This is a genomic window from Streptomyces sp. NPDC047043, assembly GCF_040644055.1.
Taxonomy (GTDB): Bacteria; Actinomycetota; Actinomycetes; order Streptomycetales; family Streptomycetaceae; genus Streptomyces.
The window spans coordinates 126,298-150,441 of sequence record NZ_JBEYVO010000002.1 but is presented as its reverse complement, the minus strand read 5'-3'; the positions used below and the strand labels follow the sequence as shown (position 1 = coordinate 150,441).

The following is a 24,144-nucleotide window of genomic DNA, read 5'->3' as shown; positions in this document are numbered from 1 at the left end:
CGGACTGTTAGAGACCCGGGATCCGGCCGTTGCGGAACAGGTCCACGAAGATCTGGTGGTCGGCACGCGCGCGTGCGCCGTAGCTGTGCGCGAAGTCCACGAGCAGTTCCGCGAAGCCGTCCTCGTCGGCCGCGATCGCCGCGTCGATGGCCCGCTCGGTGGAGAAGGGCACGAGGGACTCGCCGGAGGTGTCGTCCGCCGCCGCGTGCATGGTGGCCGTGGCCCGGCCCAGGTCGGCGACGACGGCCGCGATCTCCTCCGGGTCGTCGATGTCGCCCCAGTCCAGGTCGACCGCGTACGGCGAGACCTCGGCGACCAGCTGGCCCGCGCCGTCCAGCTCGGTCCAGCCCAGCCACGGGTCCGCGTGCGCCTGCAGGGCGCGCTGCGAGATCACCGTGCGGTGGCCCTCGTGCTGGAAGTAGTCCCGGATCGCCGGGTCGGTGATGTGCCGGGAGACGGCCGGGGTCTGGGCCTGCTTGATGTAGATCACCACATCGTTCTCCAGGGCGTCGCTGTGGCCCTCGAGAAGGATGTTGTAGGACGGCAGACCGGCCGAGCCGATGCCGATGCCGCGGCGGCCGACCACGTCCTTCACGCGGTACGAGTCCGGGCGGGCCAGTGAGGCGTCCGGCAGCGTCTCCAGGTAGCCGTCGAAGGCCGCGAGGACCTTGTAGCGGGTGGCCGCGTCCAGCTCGATGGAGCCGCCGCCGGGGGCGAAGCGGCGCTCGAAGTCGCGGATCTCGGTCATCGAGTCGAGCAGCCCGAAGCGGGTCAGCGAGCGGGCGTCGCGCAGCGCGTCCAGCAGCGGGCCCTGGGCGGTGTCCAGGGTGAAGGGCGGCACCTCGTCGCTCTTGGCGCCGGTCGCCAGGGCGTGGATGCGCTCGCGGTAGGCGTCCGCGTACACCTCGACCAGCTCGGTGATCTGGTCGTCGCCGAGCGCCTTCGCGTACCCGATCAGCGCGACGGAGGCGGAGAAGCGCTTGAGGTCCCAGGTGAAGGGGCCGACGTAGGCCTCGTCGAAGTCGTTGACGTTGAAGATCAGACGGCCGTTCGCGTCCATGTACGTGCCGAAGTTCTCCGCGTGCAGGTCGCCGTGGATCCACACGCGCGAGGTGCGCTCGTCCAGGTACGGGCCGCCCCGCTTTTCCGCGTCCAGGTCGCGGTAGAAGAGGCACGCCGTACCCCGGTAGAACGCGAAGGCCGAGGCCGCCATCTTGCGGAACTTCACCCGGAACGCGGCCGGGTCGGCGGCCAGGAGCTCGCCGAAGGCGGTCTCGAAGACGGTGAGGATCTCCTCGCCGCGCTGCTCGCCGTTGAGCTGGGGGACCGACATCGCTGGGTGCCTCCTGGTGCATGACATGTGCGACAGGGTTTCTGTCGTCTTCAACGGGCGAAGGTACGCGGAAGTGCCCGTGACCCTCGCAGCAAGGTACGCGGGTAACCCCCGCGAGTGTCAGTGCCGAGGCATAGACTTCGACGCTGTCCCCCAGACTGTCCGCCAGCCTGTCGCCGAGCGTTTTCCTTGGAGGCCACGCCGTGTCAAAGCCGCCGTTCACGCACCTGCACGTCCACACCCAGTACTCGCTGCTGGACGGTGCCGCGCGGCTGAAGGACATGTTCAACGCGTGCAACGAGATGGGCATGACCCACATCGCCATGTCCGACCACGGCAACCTCCATGGGGCGTACGACTTCTTCCATTCCGCGACGAAGGCCGGAGTCACCCCGATCATCGGGATCGAGGCGTATGTCGCCCCCGAGTCCCGGCGCAACAAGCGCAAGATCCAGTGGGGCCAGCCGCACCAGAAGCGCGACGACGTCTCCGGTTCCGGTGGTTACACCCACAAGACGATCTGGGCGGCGAACGCGACGGGTCTGCACAACCTCTTCCGGCTCTCCTCGGACGCGTACGCCGAGGGCTGGCTGCAGAAGTGGCCCCGGATGGACAAGGAGACCATCTCCCAGTGGTCCGAGGGGCTCATCGCCTCCACCGGCTGCCCCTCGGGCGAGCTGCAGACCAGGCTGCGCCTCGGCCAGTTCGACGAGGCGCTGAAGTCGGCCGCCGAGTACCAGGACATCTTCGGCAAGGACCGGTACTTCCTGGAGCTGATGGACCACGGCATCGACATCGAGCACCGGGTCCGCGACGGCCTGCTGGAGATCGGCAGGAAGCTCGGCATCCCGCCCCTGGTCACCAATGACTCGCACTACACGTACGCGCACGAGGCGACCGCCCACGACGCCCTGCTGTGCATCCAGACCGGCAAGAACCTCTCCGACCCGGACCGCTTCAAGTTCGACGGCACCGGCTACTACCTGAAGTCCACGGACGAGATGTACGCCATCGACTCCTCGGACGCCTGGCAGGAGGGCTGCCGCAACACCCTCCTGGTGGCCGAACAGATCGACACCACCGGCATGTTCGAGCCGAAGAACCTCATGCCGAAGTTCGACATCCCCGAGGGCTTCACCGAGGTCACCTGGTTCAAGGAGGAGGTCCGCCGCGGCATGGAGCGCCGCTTCCCCGGCGGCATCCCCGACGACCGCCAGAAGCAGGTCGAGTACGAGATGGACGTCATCATCCAGATGGGGTTCCCGGGCTACTTCCTCGTCGTCGCCGACTTCATCATGTGGGCCAAGAAGAACGGCATCGCGGTCGGCCCCGGCCGAGGCTCCGCGGCCGGCTCGATCGTCGCGTACGCCATGGGCATCACCGACCTCGACCCCATCCCGCACGGTCTGATCTTCGAGCGGTTCCTCAACCCCGAGCGCGTCTCCATGCCCGACGTCGACATCGACTTCGACGAGCGCAGGCGCGTCGAGGTGATCAGGTACGTGACGGAGAAATACGGCGCCGACAAGGTCGCCATGATCGGCACGTACGGCAAGATCAAGGCCAAGAACGCCATCAAGGACTCCGCGCGCGTGCTGGGTTACCCGTACGCGATGGGCGACCGCCTCACCAAGGCCATGCCCGCCGACGTCCTCGGCAAGGGCATCGACCTCGACGGCATCACCAACCCGTCCCACCCGCGCTACAACGAGGCGGGCGAGATCCGGGGGATGTACGAGAACGAGCCGGACGTGAAGAAGGTCATCGACACCGCCAAGGGCGTCGAGGGCCTGGTGCGGCAGATGGGCGTGCACGCCGCCGGCGTGATCATGTCCAGCGAGCCCATCGTCGACCACGCCCCGATCTGGGTGCGGCACACCGACGGCGTGACCATCACGCAGTGGGACTACCCGCAGTGCGAGTCGCTCGGCCTGCTGAAGATGGACTTCCTCGGCCTGCGCAACCTGACGATCATGGACGACGCCGTCAAGATGGTGAAGTCCAACAAGGGCATCGAGCTCGACCTGCTGGCCCTGCCGCTCGACGATCCGAAGACCTTCGAACTGCTCCAGCGCGGCGACACCCTGGGCGTCTTCCAGTTCGACGGCGGCCCCATGCGCTCCCTGCTGCGCCTGATGAAGCCCGACAACTTCGAAGACATTTCCGCTGTGTCGGCGCTCTACCGGCCGGGCCCGATGGGCATGGACTCGCACACGAACTACGCGCTGCGCAAGAACAAGCTCCAGGAGATCACCCCGATCCACCCCGAGCTGGAGGAGCCCCTCGAAGAGGTCCTGGCGGTCACCTACGGCCTGATCGTCTACCAGGAGCAGGTGCAGAAGGCCGCCCAGATCATCGCCGGGTACTCACTCGGCGAGGCCGACATCCTGCGCCGCGTGATGGGCAAGAAGAAGCCCGACGAACTGGCCAAGAACTTCGTCCTGTTCCAGAAGGGCGCCCGGGACAAGGGCTACAGCGACGAGGCCATCCAGGCCCTGTGGGACGTGCTGGTCCCCTTCGCCGGCTACGCCTTCAACAAGGCGCACTCCGCCGCGTACGGCCTGGTCTCCTACTGGACCGCCTATCTGAAGGCGAATCACCCCGCCGAGTACATGGCCGGGCTGCTCACCTCGGTCAAGGACGACAAGGACAAGTCGGCCGTCTACCTCAACGAGTGCCGCCGCATGGGCATCAAGGTGCTCCCGCCGAACGTCAACGAGTCGGTGCACAACTTCGCCGCGCAGGGCGACGACGTGATCCTCTTCGGCCTCGAGGCCGTGCGCAACGTCGGTACGAACGTCGTCGAGTCGATCATCAAGTCCCGCAAGGCGAAGGGGAAGTACGCCTCCTTCCCCGACTACCTCGACAAGGTCGAGGCGGTCGCCTGCAACAAGCGGACCACGGAATCGCTGATCAAGGCGGGCGCGTTCGACACCCTGGGGCACACCCGCAAGGGCCTCACCGCACAGTTCGAGCCGATGATCGACAACGTGGTCGCGGTCAAGCGCAAGGAGGCCGAGGGCCAGTTCGACCTCTTCGGCGGGATGGGCGAGGAGGAGAGCAGCGAGCCCGGCTTCGGACTCGACGTCGAGTTCACCACCGAGGAGTGGGAGAAGTCGTATCTGCTCGCCCAGGAGCGGGAGATGCTCGGCCTGTACGTCTCCGACCACCCGCTCTTCGGCCTGGAGCACGTGCTGTCCGACAAGGCCGACGCGGGCATCGCCCAGCTCACCGGAGGTGAGCACGCGGACGGCGCGGTCGTCACCATCGGCGGTATCATCTCGGGCCTGCAGCGCAAGATGACCAAGCAGGGCAACGCCTGGGCGATCGCCACCGTGGAGGACCTCGCCGGCTCCATCGAGTGCATGTTCTTCCCGGCGACCTACCAGCTGGTGTCGACCCAACTCGTCGAGGACGCCGTGGTGTTCGTCAAGGGCCGCCTCGACAAGCGCGAGGACGTGCCGCGCCTGGTCGCGATGGAGCTCCAGGTCCCCGACCTGTCGAACGCGGGCACCAACGCGCCCGTGATCCTCACCATCCCGGCCACCCGGGTCACCCCGCCGATGGTCAGCCGCCTCGGCGAGATCCTCAGCCACCACAAGGGCGACAGCGAGGTGCGGATCAAGCTCCAGGGCCCGACGAAGACGACGGTGCTGCGCCTCGACCGGCATCGGGTGAAGCCGGATCCGGCGCTCTTCGGTGACTTGAAGGTACTGCTCGGACCGTCCTGCCTGGCCGGCTGAGCGACATGCATGCGCGAGGGGCGCACCCGGTGCCGGGTGCGCCCCTCTGTGTGCCTGGGTCTCAACAACCCGATATGCAGATGTCAGTTGTGGCCGAAGCGCTTCTGCTTGCCCTTGCGCGCCATGTCACCAGGAGTGACCGGGGTCGAACGCTGCTCGGCCTGCGACTCGATCGAGGAGTGCTGGGCCGTCTGCTGAGCGCGCTCGGACTGCGGCTGTTTTCGCTCACGGTTCTTGTTCTTGGCCATGGTTCTGCCTCCTGTGGGGGATCTAGGGGCCAGGGCCGGGACCAGATTCACATAGGCTGACAAGGAATGCATTTCGGATAATTACCGTCTGTTACAGGGCTTGTCGGTGCGCGAGGCCGCCGGTCGGGGCCCGAAACGCCACGCCGAAGATCGAGTTCGGGCCGTTAACCCCCGCGCAGTCGGGCAGACTCGAAGGAAGCCCGAAGCAAACCTCCCGGAAAGAGGGTGGATCCCGTGGACCGCTGCATCGTCCTGGTGGACGCCGGGTATCTGCTGGGGGCCGCCGCCAGTCTCCTCGCCGGGGAGCCCTCCCGCTCCCGCATCACCGTCGACCACGCCGCCCTGATCCAGGGTCTTCGCGAACGCGCCGAGTCCGACACCGAGCGGCCGCTGCTGCGCATCTACTGGTTCGACGGCGCCCCCGACCGCGTCCCGCAGCCCGAGCACCGCAGGCTGCGCGTGATGCCCCGGGTCACCGTCCGGCTCGGCGCCCTGACCCGCAGCGACGGACGCTGGGCCCAGAAGGGCGTCGACGCCGCCATGCACGCCGAGCTCACCGAGCTCGCCCGCAACCGCGCCTGCTCCGACGTCGTCCTCGTCACCGGCGACGGCGATCTGCTGCCGGGCATGATGGCCGCCAAGGAGCACGGCGTCGCCGTACACCTGTGGGCCGTGCAGGCCGCCGACGGGGACTACAACCAGTCCGAGGACCTGGTCGCCGAGGCGGACGAGCGGCGCGTTCTCGACCGGACATGGATCACCAAGGCCGTACGGGCCAAGGAGCTCGGCGGGGTGTGCGCGCCGCCGCCCGCACCCCGGCCCGAGATCGCCGCGATCCTGTCCGCGCCGCTGCCGGACAACGCGCTGGCCCCCGCGCCCGAGCGGACCGCCGAGGAGGGCGAACACGCTCCGGCGGCCGCCGTCTCGGAGAACGGCACGCAGGAGCGGGTCCCCGCGCCCAAGGGCGTACCCACACCCAAGGACCTGGCCGCCCTGCGCGCCCCCGGCGTGCACCCCGCTCCGCAACCCGCCAACGCCACGCTGCGCTGGTCCTCCGACAAGGGCTGGGTCGACCGGCCCGCCGCCGAGCCGCCCGACGTCGCCTCGATGCCGACGCTGGCGCAGCTGACCACCGCGGAGCAGCGGTGGGCCGACCGGGAGGAGGACATCACCACGGTCGGCGGCGATCCCTACGAGGTGGGGCAGGTGTTCGCGCGGCGGTGGATGGAGCGGCTGGGCGACCAGAGCCATCTGCAGAAGCTGTCCGGGATGTACCCGCGGGTCCCGCACCGCATCGACGGGGAGCTGCTGCGCTACGCCGCCCGGTTCGGCCTGCTCGCGCACAAGGACGACCAGATCGACGAGCACGACCGGTACGCGATCCGGGCCGGTTTCTGGCGGGAGATCGACGTGCGCACGGCCGCGGAGCACGCCCCCGCGGGTGAGTAGTTCTTTACCGGCGGATTTGCCGTTATGGGGCAACCCGAGACCGGGCGGGGCCGGTGGACCCCGTACCCTCGTCCTTTGTGAGTACGCGCGCGGCACAGGCACTTCGGCACGGCGGGGACGTCGTGTGCGCGGTGCGCGGACTGACCAAGACCTATCCGGCCGTACGAGGACGCCGGGGCACCCCGGGAACTCCCGCCGTGCGGGCCACCGACGACGTACGGCTGGACATCCGGCGCGGTGAGATCTTCGGGCTCCTCGGGCCGAACGGCGCCGGAAAATCCACTCTCGTACGGCAGCTGACCGGGCTGATGCGGCCCGACGCCGGCCGCGTCGAGATCCTCGGGCACGACATCGTGCGGCACCCGGAGCGGGCCGCGCGGATCCTCGCCTACCTCGGGCAGGAGTCGACCGCGCTGGACGAGCTGACGGTGGCGCTGGCCGCCGAGACGACCGGGCGGCTGCGCGGGCTCGAGGCCCGTCACGCGCGGGACGAGCGGGACGCCGTACTCGAGGAGCTCGGGCTCACGGCGATCGCCGGGCGGCCGCTGAAGAAGCTGTCCGGCGGGCAGCGGCGGCTGGCGTGTGTCGCCGCCGCGCTGGTCGGGGAGCGGCCGCTGCTGGTGCTCGACGAGCCGACCACCGGCATGGATCCGGTGGCCCGGCGGGCCGTGTGGGCGGCCGTGGACCGGCGGCGGGCCGAGCGCGGGGCGACCGTGCTGCTCGTCACCCACAACGTCATCGAGGCCGAGACCGTCCTCGACCGGGTCGCCGTGCTCGACCAGGGGCGGGTGATCGCCTGCGACACCCCGGCCGGGCTCAAGGAGCAGGTCGCCGGGGAGGTGCGGGTCGAGCTGGTGTGGCGCGAGGCCGCGCCGCTGCACGTCCCGGAGGTCGCCGCGCTCCAGGAGCGGGCCGTCGCGTCCGGGCGCCGCTGGACGCTCAGGCTCGCCCCCGAGGAGGCCCGCGCGGTCGTCGCCACCGTCACCGGCGGCAGCGCCTTCGCCGCGCTGGACGACTTCACGCTGGCCACGCCGAGCCTGGAGGACGTGTACCTGTCGCTGGGCGGCCATGGGCAGGGGCTGGTGAAGGCATGAGCACACGAGCCGCCGAATCCGTGTGCGTCTGCGGAGCGGACCGGGTGACTGACCGGGTGACCGCTGGAGCGAAGAGGAGCAGCTCGAGGTGAGTGTCGTATCCGCCGATGTCCTGGCGGGCGGTGCGCGGGCCGCCGACGAGACAGCCCTGGGCGAGGCCGAGCTCGCGCCGCGGGCCAGGCTGTGGCCGTCCCTGTGCGCGGTGTACCGGGCGCAGCTGTCCCGGGCCCGGGTGGCGCGGATCCCGCTGCTGTTCGTGGCGACGTTCCAGTCGGTCGGCATCCTGATCATGATGCGCGGGGTCGTGGACGCCGGGAGCGACGCCGCCCGGTTCGTGGTCGCGGGCTCGTCCGTGCTGGTGGTGGCGTACGTCGGGCTGAACCTGCTCGCGCAGTACTTCGGCCAGCTGCGCGGCAGCGGCGGCCTCGACCACTACGCGACGCTGCCGGTGCCTCCGGCGGCCGTGGTGCTGGGGGCGGCCGGGGCGTACGCCTCGTTCACCGTGCCCGGGACCGTGGTGACCGCCGCGTTCGGGGGCGTGCTGTTCGGGCTGCCGCTGGGGAACCTGTGGGTGCTCGCGGCGGTGATCCCGCTCGCCGGGGCCTCGCTGGCCGGGCTCGGTGCCGCGCTCGGGCTGCTGGCGCCGCGGCCGGAACTGGCCACGCTGCTCGGGCAGTTGGGCATGTCCGCGGCGCTGCTGCTGGGGGTGCTGCCGGCCGACCGGATGCCGGAGGTCGTGCGGTTCGCGCGCGATCTGCTGCCGTCGACCTACGGGGTCGAGGCCTTCGCGCGGACCTTCGGGGAGCGTCCCGACTGGGCCTTCGTGGTCGGGGACCTCGCCGTGTGCGCCGGGGTCGGGGTCGTCTCGCTCGCCGTCGCCACCTGGGCCTATCGTCGGGCGGCCGTCCGGTGACGCGCCGCACAGGCGGGCCTGGCACGATGTCAGGGTGACCGCACCGTTGACTCCGCCTCCGCCGCCGCATGAACGATCTTCGCAGTCTGCCCAGGCTCCGAACAACGCGTGGCAGTTGCCCGCCGGCGCGTATGCGGGGCCCGCGCCCCATGACGCCGCCTGGGACGGCACGTACGGACAGGACGGGCCCGGAATGAAGACCGAAGTGCGGGAGGCCGCCGTGATCGCGGCGGCGGTGGCGCTCGGCGGGGTGCTGCTCGGGGTGCTGTGGTGGTGGCTGGCGCCGCATGTGCCGCTGGTCGGGGACGTGGTGAACGGCGGCTGGGTCGTCTACCTCTCCGACAGCGAGGGGGAGCAGGCGATCGGGGTGGACGGAACGTTCACCCTGCTTGCGCTGGCCTTCGGTGCGGTGAGTGCGCTGGCGGCCTTTCTCTGGCGCCGGCGTGGCGGAGTGCCGCTGGTCGTGGCCCTGGGGGTCGGGGGACTGCTCGGGTCCCTGCTCGCCTGGAAGGTGGGGGTCTGGCTCGGGCCCGCGCAGGACGTGATCGCCCACGCCAAGCAGGCGGGCAAGGGCGTCACCTTCTCGGCACCGCTGAAGCTGGGAGCCAAGGGCGCGCTGCTGGCCTGGTCGCTGGCCGCGCTGGTCGTGCACCTCGGCCTGACCGCGCTGTTCGGCCCCAGGGACCCGGAGCCGTATCAGCAGAGCCCCGTCCAGACGGATCCGTACGGGGCTCCGCTGCCGTAGGAGTCACGTAGGGGTCATGCCGGACGGTGGCCGTGGTTCGAGCGGCCCTTCTTGGTGCGCCACTTGCGTTTCCGCGTTTTCTTCGACATGTCCCTCGTTCTTAACCGAGCGAGGGAGGGTCGTCGAGAGGTCACGCACGCCCGATGGCGGCCACCACCGCTTCCGTGAGCTTGGCGAGGTCCTCGGGGGACAGCTCCACCTCAAGACCCCGGCGGCCCGCCGAGATGCAGATCGTGGAGTGGGCCGAGGCCGAGGCGTCCAGGACCGTACGCAGCTTCTTGCGCTGGCCCAGGGGCGAGATGCCACCCCGGACGTAGCCCGTGGTGCGTTCGGCCAGGGACGGGTCGGCCATCGCCGCGCGCTTTCCGCCCACCGCCGAGGCCAGGGCCTTCAGGTCCAGGGAACCCGCCACCGGGACCACGGCCACCGTCAGGGCGCCGTCCACGTCCGCCACCAGGGTCTTGAAGACGCGGTCCGGCGACACGCCCATCGCCTCCGCCGCCTCCTCGCCGTAGGAGGGGTGGGAGGGGTCGTGGTCGTAGGAGTGGATCGTGTACGGCACTCCCGCCGACGTCAGGGCCACCGTCGCCGGTGTGCCGCCCTGCTGCTGGTTCTTGGACTTCTTCGCCATCCTCGGCCCGTTTCAGTTGAGGCTCGTCCGGCCGCGCGTCAGGTCCGACGCCGGCAGTGACGGCAGGCTACGGATGATCGCCGTCTCGGCGCGCAGGAGTTTCAGTTCGTCGCGCAGGCGGGACGCGGTGTCCGGGGCCTGGAGCAGGCGCTGTTTGGTGGGCGTGTCCAGCATCATCGCCGCCGCCACCAGGTAGGAGACGACCGAGGGCTCGTCCGGGAGGTCGGCGCCCGTCGAGAGCGACCTCTCCCGCGCGCCCGCCAGGCGCTTCTGGTACTGGCGGAACGCGCGCAGCACACCCTCGGCCAGCGCGCCCGCCTCGTCGCCCGGGTCCTCCGGGAGCTCTTCCAGCTCCGCCGTCAGATACGGGCCCGACGCGTCCACCGACACCAGGCGCACCCGGGTCGTTCCCGTCGCCAGGACCTCGAAGGTGCCGTCGGCGCGCTCCCGGATGGTCGCCGCGTCCGCCACGCAGCCGGTCGCGTGGAACGACTTCGCCGGGTCGGGGCCGAAGCCGGCCGCGGGGCCGCTGTCGGGCAGCGCCGTGGGATCGGGCATACCGGGTGCGCTCGGTGCCACCTCGTGGCCGTCGCGGATCGCCACGACGGCGAAGCGGCGCGGCTCGTCCTCGGGGGTCTTGAGCAGCTCGCGCATCATGGCGCGATAGCGCTCCTCGAAGACATTCAACGGAAGCACCAACCCCGGGAACAGCACCGAGTTCAGGGGGAAGAGCGGGAGGCGGACGGTGGTCACGACGCAAAAGCCTAGTGGTCTCCGGAGCGGGCCCGTCCGGCACGCTCATTCTGTGGATGCCGGGACGGGTCCGCAGGCCCGTCCGTGCGGGTGCGGATGTCGGCGCGCACCTTCAGGAACATGGCCAGCGGGTCGTCCGACAACCGGCTCCAGGGGAAGGACGTGGCGTACGGGCCGATCCGGTGGGCCTCGGTGAGGGCCTCCTGCCAGCGGTCCAGACGCACGAGGACGTACATCAGCTTGTTGCGGACCTCGGCCGGCCACGGGTCCGCCGCCGGGAAGCGGACGGAGAGCGCGATCGCCCGGTCGGCGGCCGCGTCCAGCCGCTCCCGCGGCACCTCGACGCCGTGCCCGTCGGTCAGATACGCGAAGGCCGCGCGCGACGGCAGCGCCTGGATGAGCGAGTCGGACGGAGCGTCCTGCGCCGCCCGGTCGGCGAAGTCGAAGCACTCGCTGTGCGAGCCCTGCCAGGAGGCGGCCAGGTAGCGCAGGGCCGCCGCATGACAGCCGTAGTGGTGCGGGGCGCGCCGTACGGCCGCCTCCCACAGCTCGCCGAAGTACTTGTGGCCGGCGTTCGCACCGCGCGCGTGGTCCAGCGCCAGGCGCCACGGCACCGGGTCGCGGTCGTCGCCGCGCGCGGCGGCCGTGATCAGGGGGCTCACCTCGCGCAGCAGCTCCGCGCGCGCCGGCGAGTCCCAGGCGCGGTCCACCGCGACCTGGGCGCTCACCAGCAGCGCGTCCGGGTCGTGCGGGGCGGTGGCCGACCAGCTCTGCAGCCACTCGGGGCGCGAGCGCGCGAAGGCCGCGAGGCGTCGGGTGTACCGGTCGCGGTACTCCCACTCGGCACGCGCGCGCGTGCCGGCCAGCAGCTCGGCCGCGGGTCCGTGCTCGCCGCGGGCGGCCGCGACCAGCGCGGGCCCGAGGCGGTCGTCGGGGGCGTCGAGCAGCACCTCGTCGTCGGCGGGGAGTCCGGCGGCGGGGCGCGGAGCGGTCCGGGCGGTCCGGGCCGTGCGGCTGAAGGGATGCAGCAGAGCCATGGTGTCGACCATTGAAAGGCTGCAGGTCAACCCGGCGCCAGGGCCCATCGGCAACTCGTGGAAAGTTGTACGCCGATTGGTCAAGTGCAGGTAAAGGGTAGCTGTGCGGCTGGTGTGTGCGAGGCCTCGGTTCTCCCCGGACTTCAGCTGCGTCTCAGCAGCCTCGTGGCTCCCGCCGCGACGGACGTCGCCAGGATCCAGCCCAGCAGGATCAGCGCCGCGGCCAGCCACTGCCAGCCGCCGCTCAGCCGCCAGACGCCGACCTGGCCCAGGTCGATGACCGGGAGCAGCAGGTCGAGGGCGAACAGGGCCGGGTTCCACGGCGGCTGCTGCCCGGGCTGCACCGGCGGATGGCTGGCGTGCGCGAAGGCCAGCGAGCCCGCCGCCCACAGCAGCGCCATCCATACGGCGGCCCGGCCCGGCCGGTAGCCGTAGGCCACCGTCCAGTCCTGCGCGTACCCCCAGAGCTTGGCGGCGATGGGGAGGCTCTCGCGGCGCCGGCGCTGCTTGGCGAGCAGCACCTCGCGCGCGTCCTCGTCCTCGCCGCCGGCCCGCAGCACGGAGGCCAGTCGTTCGTACGGCTCCGGGTTGTACTCGGCGGTCGCGGCGGCCACCCAGTCCAGCCGCTCGGTCAGCGGGAAGGGACCCTGCGGCACCAGGTTCTCGTAGGAGAAACCGCCCATGTGGAGGTTGCCCGGTGCCGGCCAGGCGCTCGACCGGTCGACCAGGTTGACCACCCGCGCGCCCGACAGCACGACCTTGCCGCGCTGCGGCCGCTCCCCGAGGAAGCGCAGCTCGGGCGTCTGCACGCGGCGCAGCGACAGCTCCTGGTCGTCGGTGAAGGCGAACCGGGCCCGCTCCAGGTCGACCGCGTCCCCGAACCGCCCGTCGTCCAGGCGCACCCCGCCCTCGCACTCGAAGCGCTGGATGCGCGTCCCGCGCGCGGGGGTCGCGCCGCTCAGCATCGACGCGCCGACGCCCGCCGGGGTCAGGTACAGCGTGCGCTCGACGGTCAGCTGGGGGGCGTTCAGCGCGAGCCGGCCGTACGGGTTGGACAGGCGGGCGCCGCGCAGGCTCAGCGACACGCCGACCGTGGCACTGCGCAGGCTCAGCTCGCCGTGCGACTCCAGCAGCTCGGCCTGCAGGTCCTGGCCCACGGTCATGCCGTCGGCGGCGATCGAGCGGCCGCTGCGGTCGCGGTAGACGATCGCCTGGTTGAGCATCAGATCCGTACCGATGTGCGCGTCGGTCAGCCGTACGCCGTTGTGGAAGCGGCAGCGGGGGAGATGCAGGTCGCCCTCCGTGTGGACCCGGGCCGCCTCCAGCCGGGGCACCGAGCAGTCCACCAGACGTGCGGTGGTGAAGCGGGCCTCCGGCAGCAGGACGTCCCGCTCGAAGCGGCAGCCGCGCATCTCGACGTACGGCACCACCGTGCCGCCCGCGAGGTCGAGGGTGCCGCTGATCTGCACGCCGCGCAGCTTCAGCGAGGACACCCGGCCCGCGAGCGCGGGCGGGCCGTCCAGCAGCAGCCAGCACACGATCCGCGCCCGCACGGTCCGCTCGGGTCCCCACGGGTGCCCGCCGTGCGGATCGTCCACGACCGTGTCCCCGCTGCTCAGGTCGTACACGGTGCCGTTGCGGAAGGCCTGCCACATGCCGGCCTCGGCGGCGGTCAGATCGTCCGGCAGATCTCCGGCGTCTCCGGCGCGCAGGCCGGCCCCCTCGGTCACTACTCCTCCAGTCCAGTGCTCGCACAACCGTTCATGCCCGCTGGGTAACACCCGAAGCACAGGACGTGAAGGCGATCTTCCGGGTTCCGCCGGGGTTCTGTATCAGCCATTGATACGCGCGGACGACGGCGAACCCGGGTCTGAGAGAATTGAGCCCGTGATCTCCCGAATCGATCTGCGCGGCGACGCCCTCCCCGAGGGCCCCGCCCTGCGCGACCTGCTGCCCCGAGCCGACTTCGACGTTCAGGCCGCCCTCGAGAAGGTGCGTCCGATCTGCGAAGCCGTGCATCATCGGGGCGACGCGGCGCTGATCGACTTCGCCGAGAAGTTCGACGGCGTCCGGCTCGACCGGGTGCGGGTGCCCGCCGAGGCTCTCGAAAAGGCCCTCGAAGAGCTCGACCCGGCCGTGCGGGCCGCCCTGGAGGAGTCCATCCGGCGCGCCCGGCTCGTCCACCGCGAGCAGCGCCGTACGACGCACACCACACAGGTCGTGCCCGGCGGTTCGGTCACCGAGAAGTGGGTCCCGGTCGAGCGGGTCGGGCTGTACGCGCCCGGCGGGCGCTCGGTCTACCCGTCCTCCGTGGTCATGAACGTGGTGCCCGCGCAGGAAGCGGGGGTCGAGTCCATCGCGCTCGCCTCGCCCGCCCAGGCCGAGTTCGGCGGCCTGCCGCACCCGACGATCCTCGCCGCCTGCGCCCTGCTCGGCGTCGACGAGGTGTACGCGGCCGGTGGCGCCACCGCGGTCGCGATGTTCGCGTACGGCACCGAGTCCTGCCCGCCCGCCAACATGGTCACCGGCCCCGGCAACATCTGGGTCGCCGCCGCCAAGCGCTACTTCACCGGCAAGATCGGCATCGACGCCGAGGCCGGCCCGACCGAGATCGCGATCCTCGCGGACGACACGGCCGACCCGGTGCACGTCGCCGCCGACCTGATCAGCCAGGCCGAGCACGACCCGCTGGCCGCCGCCGTCCTGGTCACCGACTCCGTGGCGCTCGCGGACGCGGTGGAGAAGGAGCTGGAGCCGCAGGTCGCGGCCACCAGGCACATCGAGGACCGGATCGTCCCGGCCCTCAGGGGCAGGCAGTCCGCGATCGTCCTCGTCGACGGCGTCGACGAGGGGCTGCGGGTGGTCGACGCGTACGGCGCCGAGCACCTGGAGATCCAGACGGCCGATGCCGCTGCCGTGGCCGACCGGGTTCGCAATGCGGGCGCCGTCTTCATCGGCCCCTGGGCGCCGGTCTCGCTCGGCGACTACGCGGCCGGCTCCAACCACGTCCTGCCCACCGGCGGTTGCGCCTGCCACTCCTCCGGTCTGTCCGTCCAGTCCTTCCTGCGCGGCATCCACATCGTCGACTACACGAAGGACGCGCTGGCCGAGGTCGCGCATCACGTGGTGACGCTGGCGGAGGCGGAGGACCTGCCGGCCCACGGGGCGGCGATCAAGGCCAGGTTCGGATGGAAGGTTCCCGAGAGCAAGTGACCGGCATCGACGATCTGCCCGTACGGGACGAGCTGCGCGGCAAGTCCCCTTACGGCGCGCCCCAGTTGGACGTCCCCGTACGGCTGAACACCAACGAGAACCCCTACCAGCTGCCCGAGCCGCTGGTCGAGCGCATCGCCGAGCGCGTCCGCGAGGCTGCCCGCGACCTCAACCGCTACCCGGACCGCGACGCCGTCGAGCTGCGCACGCAGCTCGCCAAGTACCTGACGGACACGTCCGGTTACGAGCTCGGCCTGGCCAACGTCTGGGCCGCCAACGGCTCCAACGAGGTCATCCAGCAGCTGCTGCAGACCTTCGGCGGGCCGGGCCGTACGGCCATCGGCTTCGAACCGTCGTACTCGATGCACGGCCTCATCGCGCGAGGCACCGGCACGGGCTGGATCTCGGGTCCGCGCAACGAGGACTTCTCGATCGACCTCCAGGCCGCCGAGCAGTGGATCGCCGAGAACAAGCCGGACGTCGTCTTCATCACGACTCCCAACAACCCCACGGGCAATGCGGTCCCGCGCGAGACGGTCCTCGCGCTGTACGAGGCCGCGCAGGCCGCGAAGCCGTCGATGGTGATCGTCGACGAGGCCTACGTCGAGTTCAGCCACGGCGACTCGCTGCTGCCGCTGCTCGAAGGTCGGCCGAATCTCGTCGTCTCCCGGACGATGTCGAAGGCCTTCGGCGCGGCGGGCCTGCGTCTCGGCTACCTCGCCGCGCACCCGGCCGTGGTCGACGCCGTCCAGCTGGTACGGCTGCCGTACCACCTGTCGGCCGTCACCCAGGCGACCGCGCTGGCCGCCCTGGAGCACACCGACACGCTGCTGAAGTACGTCGAGCAGCTGAAGTCGGAGCGGGACCGGCTGGTGAGCGAGCTGCGCGCGCTCGGATACGAGGTCGTGGAGTCCGACGCCAACTTCGTGCAGTTCGGGCTGTTCGAGGGCGAGGGTGGGTCGCATGCCGCCTGGCAGAAGATCCTCGACCACGGTGTGCTGGTCCGGGACAACGGCATTCCGGGATGGCTGCGGGTGTCCGCCGGAACCCCGGAGGAGAACGACGCGTTCCTCGACGCGGTACGTGAACTGAAGAAGGAGCAGAGCGCATGAGCCGCGTTGGACGCGTGGAGCGGGTGACCAAGGAGACGTCGGTGCTCGTCGAGATCGATCTCGACGGCAGCGGCAAGGTCGAGGTGTCGACGGGTGTCGGCTTCTACGACCACATGCTCGACCAGCTCGGCCGGCACGGTCTGTTCGACCTGACCGTGAAGACCGAGGGCGACCTGCACATCGACTCGCACCACACCATCGAGGACACCGCCCTCGCGCTCGGCGCCGCCTTCAAGCAGGCGCTCGGCGACAAGGTGGGGATTTATCGATTCGGCAACTGCACCGTGCCGCTGGACGAGTCCCTCGCCCAGGTGACCGTCGACCTGTCCGGCCGCCCCTACCTCGTGCACACCGAGCCCGAGAACATGGCGCCGATGATCGGCGAGTACGACACGACGATGACCCGGCACATCCTGGAGTCCTTCGTCGCCCAGGCCCAGATCGCGCTGCACGTGCACGTGCCGTACGGGCGCAACGCGCACCACATCGTGGAGTGCCAGTTCAAGGCGCTGGCGCGGGCCCTGCGCTACGCCTCCGAGCGCGACCCGCGCGCCGCCGGCATCCTTCCGTCCACGAAGGGCGCGCTGTGAACGGGCTGTCCACCATCCTGATCGTCGTCGGCCTCTTCCTGGTCGGCGGCATCATCTCCTTCGTCAAGCAGGAGATGCCGAAGAGCCTCGTCGTGCTGCTCTCCATAAGCGCCGCGTTGTGTCTCGTCGCCGGTGTCCTGAGGCTGGAGGTGTGGAATTGAGCAGCCCCAAGAAGGTCGTGGTCTTCGACTACGGCTTCGGGAACGTACGGTCCGCCGAGCGCGCTCTCGCCCGCACGGGAGCCGACGTCGAGATCACCCGTGACTTCGACCGGGCCATGAACGCCGACGGCCTGCTGGTGCCGGGCGTCGGCGCCTTCGCCGCCTGTATGCAGGGCCTGAAGGAGGCGCGCGGCGACTGGATCGTCGACCGCCGGCTGTCCGGCGGCCGCCCGGTCATGGGCATCTGCGTCGGCATGCAGATCCTCTTCGCGCGCGGCATCGAGCACGGCGTGGAGACCGAGGGCCTCGACGAGTGGCCCGGCTCGGTCGAGCCGCTGCAGGCCGAGATCGTGCCCCACATGGGCTGGAACACCGTCGAGGCGCCCGCCGACTCCGAGCTCTTCGCCGGCCTGGACGCCGACGCGCGCTTCTACTTCGTGCACTCCTACGCCGTCCACGACTGGTCCCTGGAGACCGCGAACCCGGCGATGCGCGCCCCGCTCGTGACCTGGTCGACGCACGGCAAGCCCTTCGTGGCCGCCGTCGAGAACGGCGCCCTGTGGGCCACCCAGTTCCACCCCGAGAAGTCCGGCGACGCCGGAGCGCAGCTGCTCACCAACTGGATCGGAACCCTGTAGACCATGGCCAAGCTCGAACTCCTCCCCGCCGTCGACGTCCGTGACGGCCAGGCCGTCCGCCTCGTGCACGGCGAGTCCGGCACGGAGACCTCGTACGGCTCCCCCCTGGAGGCCGCCCTCGCCTGGCAGCGGTCGGGCGCCGAGTGGCTGCACCTGGTCGACCTGGACGCCGCCTTCGGCACCGGCGACAACCGTGAGCTGATCGCCGAGGTCGCCAAGGCGATGGACATCAAGGTGGAGCTGTCCGGCGGTATCCGCGACGACGACACTCTTGCCGCCGCCCTCGCCACCGGCTGCACCCGGGTGAACCTCGGCACGGCCGCCCTGGAGACCCCGGAGTGGGTCGCCAAGGTCATCGCCGAGCACGGCGACAAGATCGCGGTGGGCCTGGACGTACGCGGCACGACGCTGCGCGGCCGCGGCTGGACCCGCGACGGCGGCGACCTCTACGAGACGCTGGAGCGCCTCAACAAGGAGGGCTGCGCGCGGTACGTCGTCACCGACATCGCCAAGGACGGCACCCTGCAGGGCCCCAACTTGGAGCTGCTGCGCAACGTCTGCGCGGCGACGGACCGTCCGGTCGTGGCGTCCGGCGGCGTGTCGTCCCTCGACGACCTGCGCGCCATCGCCGAGCTGGTACCCCTCGGTGTCGAGGGCTCCATCGTCGGGAAGGCCCTGTACGCAAAGGCGTTCACCCTGGAAGAGGCCTTGGAGGCGGTAGCCCAGTGAGCGACGTACGACGCGTCACGACCGGTGCGCCCTGGGAGGAGTCCTTCGGGTACTCCCGTGCGGTGGAACTGCCGAACGGCCTGGTGCTGGTCGCCGGCTGCACCTCGATAGTGGACGGCCAGATCGCCGGAGGCGGTCCGTACGAGCAGACGGTCAACGCCTTCAACGTCGCGTTCGCGGCGCTGGAGGAGCTGGGGCTCGGTCGTGACGATGTCGTGCGTACGCGCATGTACCTCACCCATGCCCGGGACGTGGAGGACGTGGGACGCGCTCACAAGGAGCTGTTCGACGCCGTCCGACCCGCCGCATCCATGATCATCGTCTCCGGCTTCGTGGACCCCAGCCTGGTCGTCGAGGTCGAGGTGGAGGCGTTCCGAGGAGAATCCCCAGCATGACCCTTGCCGTACGAGTCATCCCCTGCCTGGACGTGGACAACGGCCGGGTCGTCAAGGGCGTCAACTTCCAGAACCTGCGCGACGCGGGCGACCCCGTCGAGATGGCCAAGGTGTACGACGCCGAGGGCGCCGACGAGCTGACGTTCCTGGACATCACCGCGTCCTCGGGCAACCGCGAGACGACGTACGACGTGGTGCGCCGCACCGCCGAGCAGGTGTTCATCCCGCTGACGGTCGGCGGCGGTGTCCGCACGGCCGAGGACGTGGACAAGCTGCTGCGGGCGGGTGCGGACAAGGTCGGCGTGAACACCGCCGCGATCGCCCGTCCGGACCTGATCCGCGAGATCGCCGAGCGGTTCGGCCGCCAGGTGCTCGTCCTGTCCGTGGACGCGCGGCGCACCGAGAGCGGGTCCTTCGAGGTCACCACCCACGGCGGCCGCAAGGGCACCGGCATCGACGCCGTCGAGTGGGCGCACCGGGCCGCGGAGCTGGGCGCGGGCGAGATCCTGCTCAACTCGATGGACGCGGACGGCACGAAGGACGGCTACGACCTGGAGATGATCGCGGCGGTCCGCAAGCACGTGACGGTCCCTGTGATCGCGTCGGGCGGCGCGGGCAAGCTCGCCGACTTCGCACCGGCGATCGTGGCGGGCGCGGACGCGGTGCTGGCGGCTTCCGTCTTCCACTTCGGGGATCTGCGGATCGGCGAGGTCAAGGACGCGTTGCGGGGAGCGGGACATCCCGTGCGGTGACGCTCCGAAGCGTTGAAGTAGCCCCGGCCACCAAGGTGACCGGGGCTTACTTACGGGCAGATACAAAAGAGAAGTTGCGCAAAATACATTGCGCAACGTTCCTTTCGTATCTACGGTGGGGCCATGACGAGCAGGGAGAGGGACCGCCGGATCACGGACGTGGGAACGCTGAAGGCGCTCGCGCATCCGCTGCGGATGAGGCTGTGCCGCAATCTGACGCTGATGCAGGTCGCCACCGCTTCACAGCTGGCCGAGCAGGTCGACGAGGCCGTCGCACTGGTCAGCTACCATCTGCGCAAGCTTGCCGAGCACGGGCTCATCGAGGAGGCCGAGCCGCAGAGCGCGGACGGCCGGGAGCGGTGGTGGCAGCCCGCCTCGGACGGCGTCAGCATCCACCAGGAGGACTTCAGCGACGCCCCCGAGCAGGCGGCGGCGCACACCGCGGCCAGCAGGCTCTTCGCCGAGCAGCGCATGGACATGTACCGGCGCTGGCTGGACGAGCGCGCGCACTGGAACCCCGAGTGGAACCGGACGGCCGAGTCCACCGAGTCCGCGCTGCGCCTCACGGCGGACGAACTGGCCGAGCTGACCAAGGAAATGCTCGCGCTCCTGCAGAGGTACGACCGGCAGGGCCGGGCCGCCGACGCCGCCGGTGACACCGAGGGGCGCGAGAACGTCGCAGTGCACACGTATGCCTTCCCGTTCCGTACCTGAGAGGACCACCGTGGCTTCGACGCTCACCATCGCTGCCGGAGAGCGCGCCGCCCACCGCGACGGCAACGTCCTGCGCTGGCTCGCCGCCTACACGTCCTCCATGGTCGGCGACAGCGTCTACTACCTCGCCCTGTCCTGGGCCGCGGTACAGGCCGGTACGCCCTCGCAGGCGGGGCTCGTGATGACGGCGAGTGCCGTGCCGCGGGCGCTGCTGATGCTGGGCGGGGGAGTGGTCGCCGACCGGCTCGGCCCTCGCCGGGTCGTCATCGGCAGTGACGCCGTGCGCTGTGCCGCCGTCCTCGCGGTGGCCGCGCTGCTGTTCCTCACCAGGCCCGGGCTGTGGCCGCTGGCCCTGCTCGCTCTGGTCTTCGGCACCGTCGACGCCGTGTTCGTGCCGGCCGTCGGTGCGCTCCCCGCGCGCGTGACGAGCCGTGGCCAGCTCGCGCGCGTGCAGGGCATGCGGGGCCTCGCGATCCGGTTCGCGAGCGTCGTCGGCGGCCCGCTCGGCGGGCTCGGCGTGGCGCTGGGCGGCGCGGCGGCCGCGTTCGGCCTCGCGGGGCTGCTGATAGCCGTGTCGGTGCCGCTGCTGGTCTCCGTACGGATACGGGAGTTGCCGCCGGACGACACCGCGGGCTCGCGCGGCGGGACCGCCTGGGCCGACCTGGTGTCCGGACTCGGCTACGTCCGCCGCCACCGGGTGCTGGCGCCGCTGATGCTGGCCATCGCCCTCGGCGACCTCGGCTTCGTCGGACCGCTCAACGTGGGCCTGACCCTGCTGTCCGACGAGCGCGGCTGGGGCGCCGCCGGGATGGGCTGGGTGCTCGCCGGGTTCGGTGTCGGCGCGGGCGCCGCCTCGCTGCTGCTGACCGTACGGGGGCGGCTGCCGCACGCAGGGCGCGTCGCCGGCTGGTCGATCCTGGCGGGTTCCGTCGCCGTCGGCGGCCTCGCGTTCGCACCGACCGTCGTCGCCGCCGTCGGCACGGCCCTGCTGATCGGGCTGCTCACCGGGCTCAGCGGCGCCATGTGCGGGGCCCTGCTGCAGACCCAGGCCGACCCCGCCTACCTCGGCCGCGTCACCGCCGTCGCCAGCCTGGTCAGCCTCGGCCTCACCCCGCTGAGCATGCCGCTGTCCGCCGTGGCGATCGGCGCCTGGGGCACGGGCCCCGTCTTCGTCGTCAGCGCCGTTCTGTGCGGGCTGGGCGGCGTGGTCGCGCTGTGCGTCCGCGACCTGCGCCGCGCCGAACTGCCCCGCTGACGTCAGATACCGAGCTGCTTCGCCTCGTGCAGCTTGGCGACCGCTTCCTTGTCGCCGTCCAGCTCCACCTTGGCCTCGTTCTGCCGGCCGTAGGAGAACAGCAGCAGCTCCGACGGCTCGCCGGTCACCGTCACCACGGGCGTCCCGCGGTGGGCGACCGCCGTCTGTCCGTCCGGGCGGCGCAGCACCAGTCCCGTCGGTGCGCTGCGGCCCATCAGGCGGGCGGAGCGCTCGAGACGGGACCACAGGGCGTCCTGGAAGACCCCGTCGAGCTCGCGCGGAGTCCAGTCGGGCTGCGCACGGCGGACGTCCTCGGTGTGGACGTAGAACTCGACCGTGTTCGACAACTCGTCGACCTGCTTGAGCTGGAACGGCGAGAAGCGCGGCGGGCCCGTACGGATCAGCTGGATCAGTTCCTCGTACGGCTTCGCGGTGAACTCGGCCATCACCCGTTCCAGGCGCGGCGCGAGCTGCTTGATCAGGAGGCCGCCGGCGGCGTCCGGACGGCGCTCGCGCACCACCACGTGCGCGGCGAGGTCACGGGTCCGCCAGCCCTCGCAGAGAGTCGGGGCGTCCGGGCCCTCGGCCTCCAACAGATCGGCCAGGAGAAGTCGTTCACGCTTGGCGAAAGTCGACATGCAGTCAGCCTACGACCACCCTGGGGGTCCGCCCAGTGGACACCCGGCGGTCACTGTCAGTTGCGCGCGGCACAATGGCACCCATGACCAGCACGCCGTCGCCCAGCAGCCTCGAGCCGGAGATCGCCGCGCGCCTCAAGCGCAGCGCCGACGGGCTCGTCCCCGCCATCGCCCAGCAGTACGACACCGGTGAGGTGCTCATGCTCGGCTGGATGGACGACGAGGCGCTGCACCGCACCCTCACCACCGGCCGCTGCACCTACTGGTCGCGCAGCCGCCAGGAGTACTGGGTCAAGGGCGACACCTCCGGCCACTTCCAGTGGGTCAAGTCGGTCGCCCTGGACTGCGACGCCGACACCGTGCTGGTCAAGGTCGACCAGGTCGGCGCCGCCTGCCACACCGGCGCGCGCACCTGCTTCGACGCCGACGTGCTCCTCAAGGACGGCGCCGGTTCCGGCGCACCGTCCGCGGATCAGTAAGGTCAGCCGCCATGGACCTCGAGACGTTCCGCAAGCTGGCCACCGACCGCCGCGTCATCCCCGTCACGCGCAAGCTCCTGGCCGACGGCGACACCCCGGTCGCCCTCTACCGCAAGCTCGCCGCCGAGCGCCCCGGCACGTTCCTGCTGGAGTCCGCGGAGAACGGCCGCTCCTGGTCCCGCTATTCCTTCGTGGGCGTCCGCTCCGCCGCCACGCTCACCGCGCGCGACGGCCAGGCCCACTGGCTCGGCACCCCGCCCGTCGGCGTCCCCGTCGACGGCGACCCCCTTGCGGCCCTGCGCGCCACCATCGAGGCCCTGCACACCCCCCACCAGGAGGGCCTGCCGCCCTTCACCGGCGGCATGGTCGGCTACCTGGGCTACGACATCGTCCGCCGCCTGGAGAAGATCGGCCCCGGTGAGCGCGACGACCTCAAGCTGCCCGAGCTGACCATGCTCCTCACCAGCGACCTCGCCGTGATGGACCACTGGGAGGGCTCGGTCCTGCTGATCGCCAACGCGATCAACCACAACGACCTCGACACCGGCGTCGACGAGGCGTACGCGGACGCGGTGGCCCGCCTGGACGCCATGGAGGCCGACCTCTCGCGCGCGGTGGCCCAGCCGCCCGCCGTCCTGCCGCCCTCCGAACTCCCCGAGTACACCGCGCTGTGGGGCGGCCCCGACTTCCAGGAGGCCGTCGAGGACGTCAAGGAGCGCATCCGGGCCGGGGAGGCCTTCCAGGTCGTACCGTCGCAGCGCTTCGAAACGCCTTGTACGGCAAGCGCGTTGGACGTCTACCGGGTCCTCAGGGCGACCAACCCGTCGCCGTACATGTACCTGTTCCGCTTCGACGGCTTCGATGTCGTGGGCTCGTCCCCCGAGGCCCTGGTCAAGGTCGAGGACGGGCAGGCGATGGTCCACCCCATCGCCGGCACGCGACACCGCGGGGCGACTCCGCAGGAGGACCAGGCCCTCGCCGACGAACTGCTCGCCGACCCCAAGGAGCGCGCCGAGCACCTGATGCTCGTCGACCTGGGCCGCAACGACCTGGGGCGGGTCTGCGAGCCCGGCTCGGTCGAGGTCGTCGACTTCATGTCCATCGAGCGGTACTCCCACGTGATGCACATCGTCTCGACCGTCACCGGCAAGGTCGCCGAGGGCCGCACCGCCTTCGACGTCCTGACCGCCTGCTTCCCCGCGGGCACCCTCTCCGGCGCCCCCAAGCCCCGCGCGATGCAGATCATCGACGAACTCGAGCCGTCCCGGCGGGGGTTGTACGGCGGCTGCGTCGGCTACCTCGACTTCGCGGGCGACTCCGACACCGCCATCGCCATCCGCACCGCCCTGCTCCGCGACGGCACGGCGTACGTCCAGGCGGGCGCCGGCATCGTCGCCGACTCCGACCCCGTCGCCGAGGACCAGGAGTGCCGCAACAAGGCGGCGGCCGTGCTCCGCGCGGTCCACACGGCGAACCGGCTGCGGAAATAGGGCGCGTCTCACGTGAACCCCGGGTGACGGTT

The 24,144-nt window shown here is 71.0% G+C and carries 24 protein-coding genes; 17 read left to right on the top strand and 7 right to left on the bottom strand.

Annotated elements, in window-relative coordinates; genetic code table 11:
* Window positions 1–7: 7 nt before the first annotated feature.
* Window positions 8–1,333, bottom strand: coding sequence for a DUF2252 domain-containing protein (locus ABZ880_RS03755; RefSeq protein WP_361256295.1), 1,326 nt, complete (start codon window positions 1,331–1,333; stop codon window positions 8–10).
* Window positions 1,334–1,536: 203 nt separating this feature from the next.
* On the opposite strand from ABZ880_RS03755, the gene dnaE reads away from it, so the two are divergent.
* Window positions 1,537–5,076: a DNA polymerase III subunit alpha gene (gene dnaE, locus ABZ880_RS03750; RefSeq protein WP_361256293.1), complete on the top strand. Its 3,540-nt coding sequence runs from the start codon at window positions 1,537–1,539 to the stop codon at window positions 5,074–5,076.
* Window positions 5,077–5,159: 83 nt separating this feature from the next.
* Here dnaE and ABZ880_RS03745 read toward each other — a convergent pair whose 3' ends face one another.
* Complete coding sequence (locus ABZ880_RS03745; RefSeq protein WP_361256290.1) at window positions 5,160–5,324, bottom strand: hypothetical protein; 165 nt, start codon at window positions 5,322–5,324, stop codon at window positions 5,160–5,162.
* Between the two features lie 234 nt (window positions 5,325–5,558).
* Between ABZ880_RS03745 and ABZ880_RS03740 the strand changes: the two genes are divergently transcribed.
* From ABZ880_RS03740 to ABZ880_RS03725, 4 genes are all read left to right on the top strand, one after another.
* Complete coding sequence (locus tag ABZ880_RS03740) at window positions 5,559–6,773, top strand: NYN domain-containing protein (RefSeq protein ID WP_361256288.1); 1,215 nt, start codon at window positions 5,559–5,561, stop codon at window positions 6,771–6,773.
* A 122-nt stretch (window positions 6,774–6,895) separates the two neighbouring features.
* Window positions 6,896–7,867, top strand: coding sequence for an ABC transporter ATP-binding protein (locus tag ABZ880_RS03735; RefSeq protein ID WP_361257068.1), 972 nt, complete (start codon window positions 6,896–6,898; stop codon window positions 7,865–7,867).
* An 88-nt stretch (window positions 7,868–7,955) separates the two neighbouring features.
* Window positions 7,956–8,780 (top strand): ABC transporter permease, encoded by an 825-nt coding sequence (locus tag ABZ880_RS03730; protein ID WP_361256285.1) that lies wholly within the window; start codon window positions 7,956–7,958, stop codon window positions 8,778–8,780.
* Window positions 8,781–8,814: 34 nt separating this feature from the next.
* Complete coding sequence (locus ABZ880_RS03725) at window positions 8,815–9,525, top strand: AAA family ATPase (protein ID WP_361256282.1); 711 nt, start codon at window positions 8,815–8,817, stop codon at window positions 9,523–9,525.
* A 130-nt stretch (window positions 9,526–9,655) separates the two neighbouring features.
* Here the strand turns inward: ABZ880_RS03725 and ybaK are convergent, their stop codons facing one another.
* From ybaK to ABZ880_RS03705, 4 genes are all read right to left on the bottom strand, one after another.
* The gene (gene ybaK / locus ABZ880_RS03720; protein WP_361256279.1) at window positions 9,656–10,156 is read right to left on the bottom strand and encodes a Cys-tRNA(Pro) deacylase; all 501 of its coding nucleotides are present in this window, start codon (window positions 10,154–10,156) and stop codon (window positions 9,656–9,658) included.
* 12 nt (window positions 10,157–10,168) lie between these two features.
* Window positions 10,169–10,909, bottom strand: coding sequence for an LON peptidase substrate-binding domain-containing protein (locus tag ABZ880_RS03715; RefSeq protein WP_361256277.1), 741 nt, complete (start codon window positions 10,907–10,909; stop codon window positions 10,169–10,171).
* Between the two features lie 11 nt (window positions 10,910–10,920).
* Window positions 10,921–11,958, bottom strand: coding sequence for a hypothetical protein (locus ABZ880_RS03710; protein ID WP_361256274.1), 1,038 nt, complete (start codon window positions 11,956–11,958; stop codon window positions 10,921–10,923).
* Between the two features lie 131 nt (window positions 11,959–12,089).
* Complete coding sequence (locus ABZ880_RS03705; protein ID WP_361256271.1) at window positions 12,090–13,676, bottom strand: oxidoreductase; 1,587 nt, start codon at window positions 13,674–13,676, stop codon at window positions 12,090–12,092.
* A gap of 157 nt (window positions 13,677–13,833) precedes the next feature.
* Here ABZ880_RS03705 and hisD point away from each other — a divergent pair, with 157 nt between their 5' ends.
* The 10 genes from hisD to ABZ880_RS03655 all read left to right on the top strand — a co-directional run bounded on the left by hisD (window position 13,834) and on the right by ABZ880_RS03655 (window position 21,505).
* A complete protein-coding gene (gene hisD / locus ABZ880_RS03700; RefSeq protein WP_361256269.1) occupies window positions 13,834–15,159 on the top strand; it encodes a histidinol dehydrogenase in 1,326 nt (441 codons plus the stop codon).
* Window positions 15,156–16,271, top strand: a complete 1,116-nt coding sequence (locus ABZ880_RS03695) for a histidinol-phosphate transaminase (protein ID WP_361256266.1) — start codon at window positions 15,156–15,158, stop codon at window positions 16,269–16,271. Before hisD ends, ABZ880_RS03695 begins: the two co-directional genes overlap by 4 nt.
* A complete protein-coding gene (gene hisB, locus ABZ880_RS03690) occupies window positions 16,268–16,861 on the top strand; it encodes an imidazoleglycerol-phosphate dehydratase HisB (RefSeq protein ID WP_007381383.1) in 594 nt (197 codons plus the stop codon). The genes ABZ880_RS03695 and hisB overlap by 4 nt, the downstream gene beginning before the upstream one ends.
* Window positions 16,858–17,022, top strand: a complete 165-nt coding sequence (locus ABZ880_RS03685) for a hypothetical protein (protein WP_361256263.1) — start codon at window positions 16,858–16,860, stop codon at window positions 17,020–17,022. Before hisB ends, ABZ880_RS03685 begins: the two co-directional genes overlap by 4 nt.
* A complete protein-coding gene (gene hisH / locus ABZ880_RS03680) occupies window positions 17,013–17,660 on the top strand; it encodes an imidazole glycerol phosphate synthase subunit HisH (protein WP_361256260.1) in 648 nt (215 codons plus the stop codon). The genes ABZ880_RS03685 and hisH overlap by 10 nt, the downstream gene beginning before the upstream one ends.
* A gap of 3 nt (window positions 17,661–17,663) precedes the next feature.
* Entirely contained in the window at window positions 17,664–18,389 is a 726-nt protein-coding gene (priA, locus tag ABZ880_RS03675; RefSeq protein ID WP_361256257.1) for a bifunctional 1-(5-phosphoribosyl)-5-((5-phosphoribosylamino)methylideneamino)imidazole-4-carboxamide isomerase/phosphoribosylanthranilate isomerase PriA, read from the top strand.
* Window positions 18,386–18,784 (top strand): RidA family protein, encoded by a 399-nt coding sequence (locus ABZ880_RS03670; RefSeq protein ID WP_361256253.1) that lies wholly within the window; start codon window positions 18,386–18,388, stop codon window positions 18,782–18,784. The genes priA and ABZ880_RS03670 overlap by 4 nt, the downstream gene beginning before the upstream one ends.
* Window positions 18,781–19,536, top strand: a complete 756-nt coding sequence (gene hisF / locus ABZ880_RS03665) for an imidazole glycerol phosphate synthase subunit HisF (RefSeq protein ID WP_361256251.1) — start codon at window positions 18,781–18,783, stop codon at window positions 19,534–19,536. The genes ABZ880_RS03670 and hisF overlap by 4 nt, the downstream gene beginning before the upstream one ends.
* A 123-nt stretch (window positions 19,537–19,659) precedes the next feature.
* A complete protein-coding gene (locus ABZ880_RS03660; RefSeq protein ID WP_361256248.1) occupies window positions 19,660–20,250 on the top strand; it encodes a helix-turn-helix domain-containing protein in 591 nt (196 codons plus the stop codon).
* A 10-nt stretch (window positions 20,251–20,260) separates the two neighbouring features.
* The gene (locus tag ABZ880_RS03655; protein ID WP_361256245.1) at window positions 20,261–21,505 is read left to right on the top strand and encodes an MFS transporter; all 1,245 of its coding nucleotides are present in this window, start codon (window positions 20,261–20,263) and stop codon (window positions 21,503–21,505) included.
* A gap of 2 nt (window positions 21,506–21,507) precedes the next feature.
* On the opposite strand, the gene ABZ880_RS03650 is transcribed toward ABZ880_RS03655, so the two are convergent.
* On the bottom strand, window positions 21,508–22,143 hold the full coding sequence (locus ABZ880_RS03650) for a TIGR03085 family metal-binding protein (protein WP_361256242.1): 636 nt from the start codon (window positions 22,141–22,143) through the stop codon (window positions 21,508–21,510).
* Between the two features lie 83 nt (window positions 22,144–22,226).
* On the opposite strand from ABZ880_RS03650, the gene hisI reads away from it, so the two are divergent.
* Entirely contained in the window at window positions 22,227–22,622 is a 396-nt protein-coding gene (gene hisI / locus ABZ880_RS03645; RefSeq protein ID WP_361256240.1) for a phosphoribosyl-AMP cyclohydrolase, read from the top strand.
* An 11-nt stretch (window positions 22,623–22,633) separates the two neighbouring features.
* Window positions 22,634–24,112: an anthranilate synthase component I gene (locus ABZ880_RS03640; protein WP_361256237.1), complete on the top strand. Its 1,479-nt coding sequence runs from the start codon at window positions 22,634–22,636 to the stop codon at window positions 24,110–24,112.
* Window positions 24,113–24,144 lie beyond the last annotated feature (32 nt).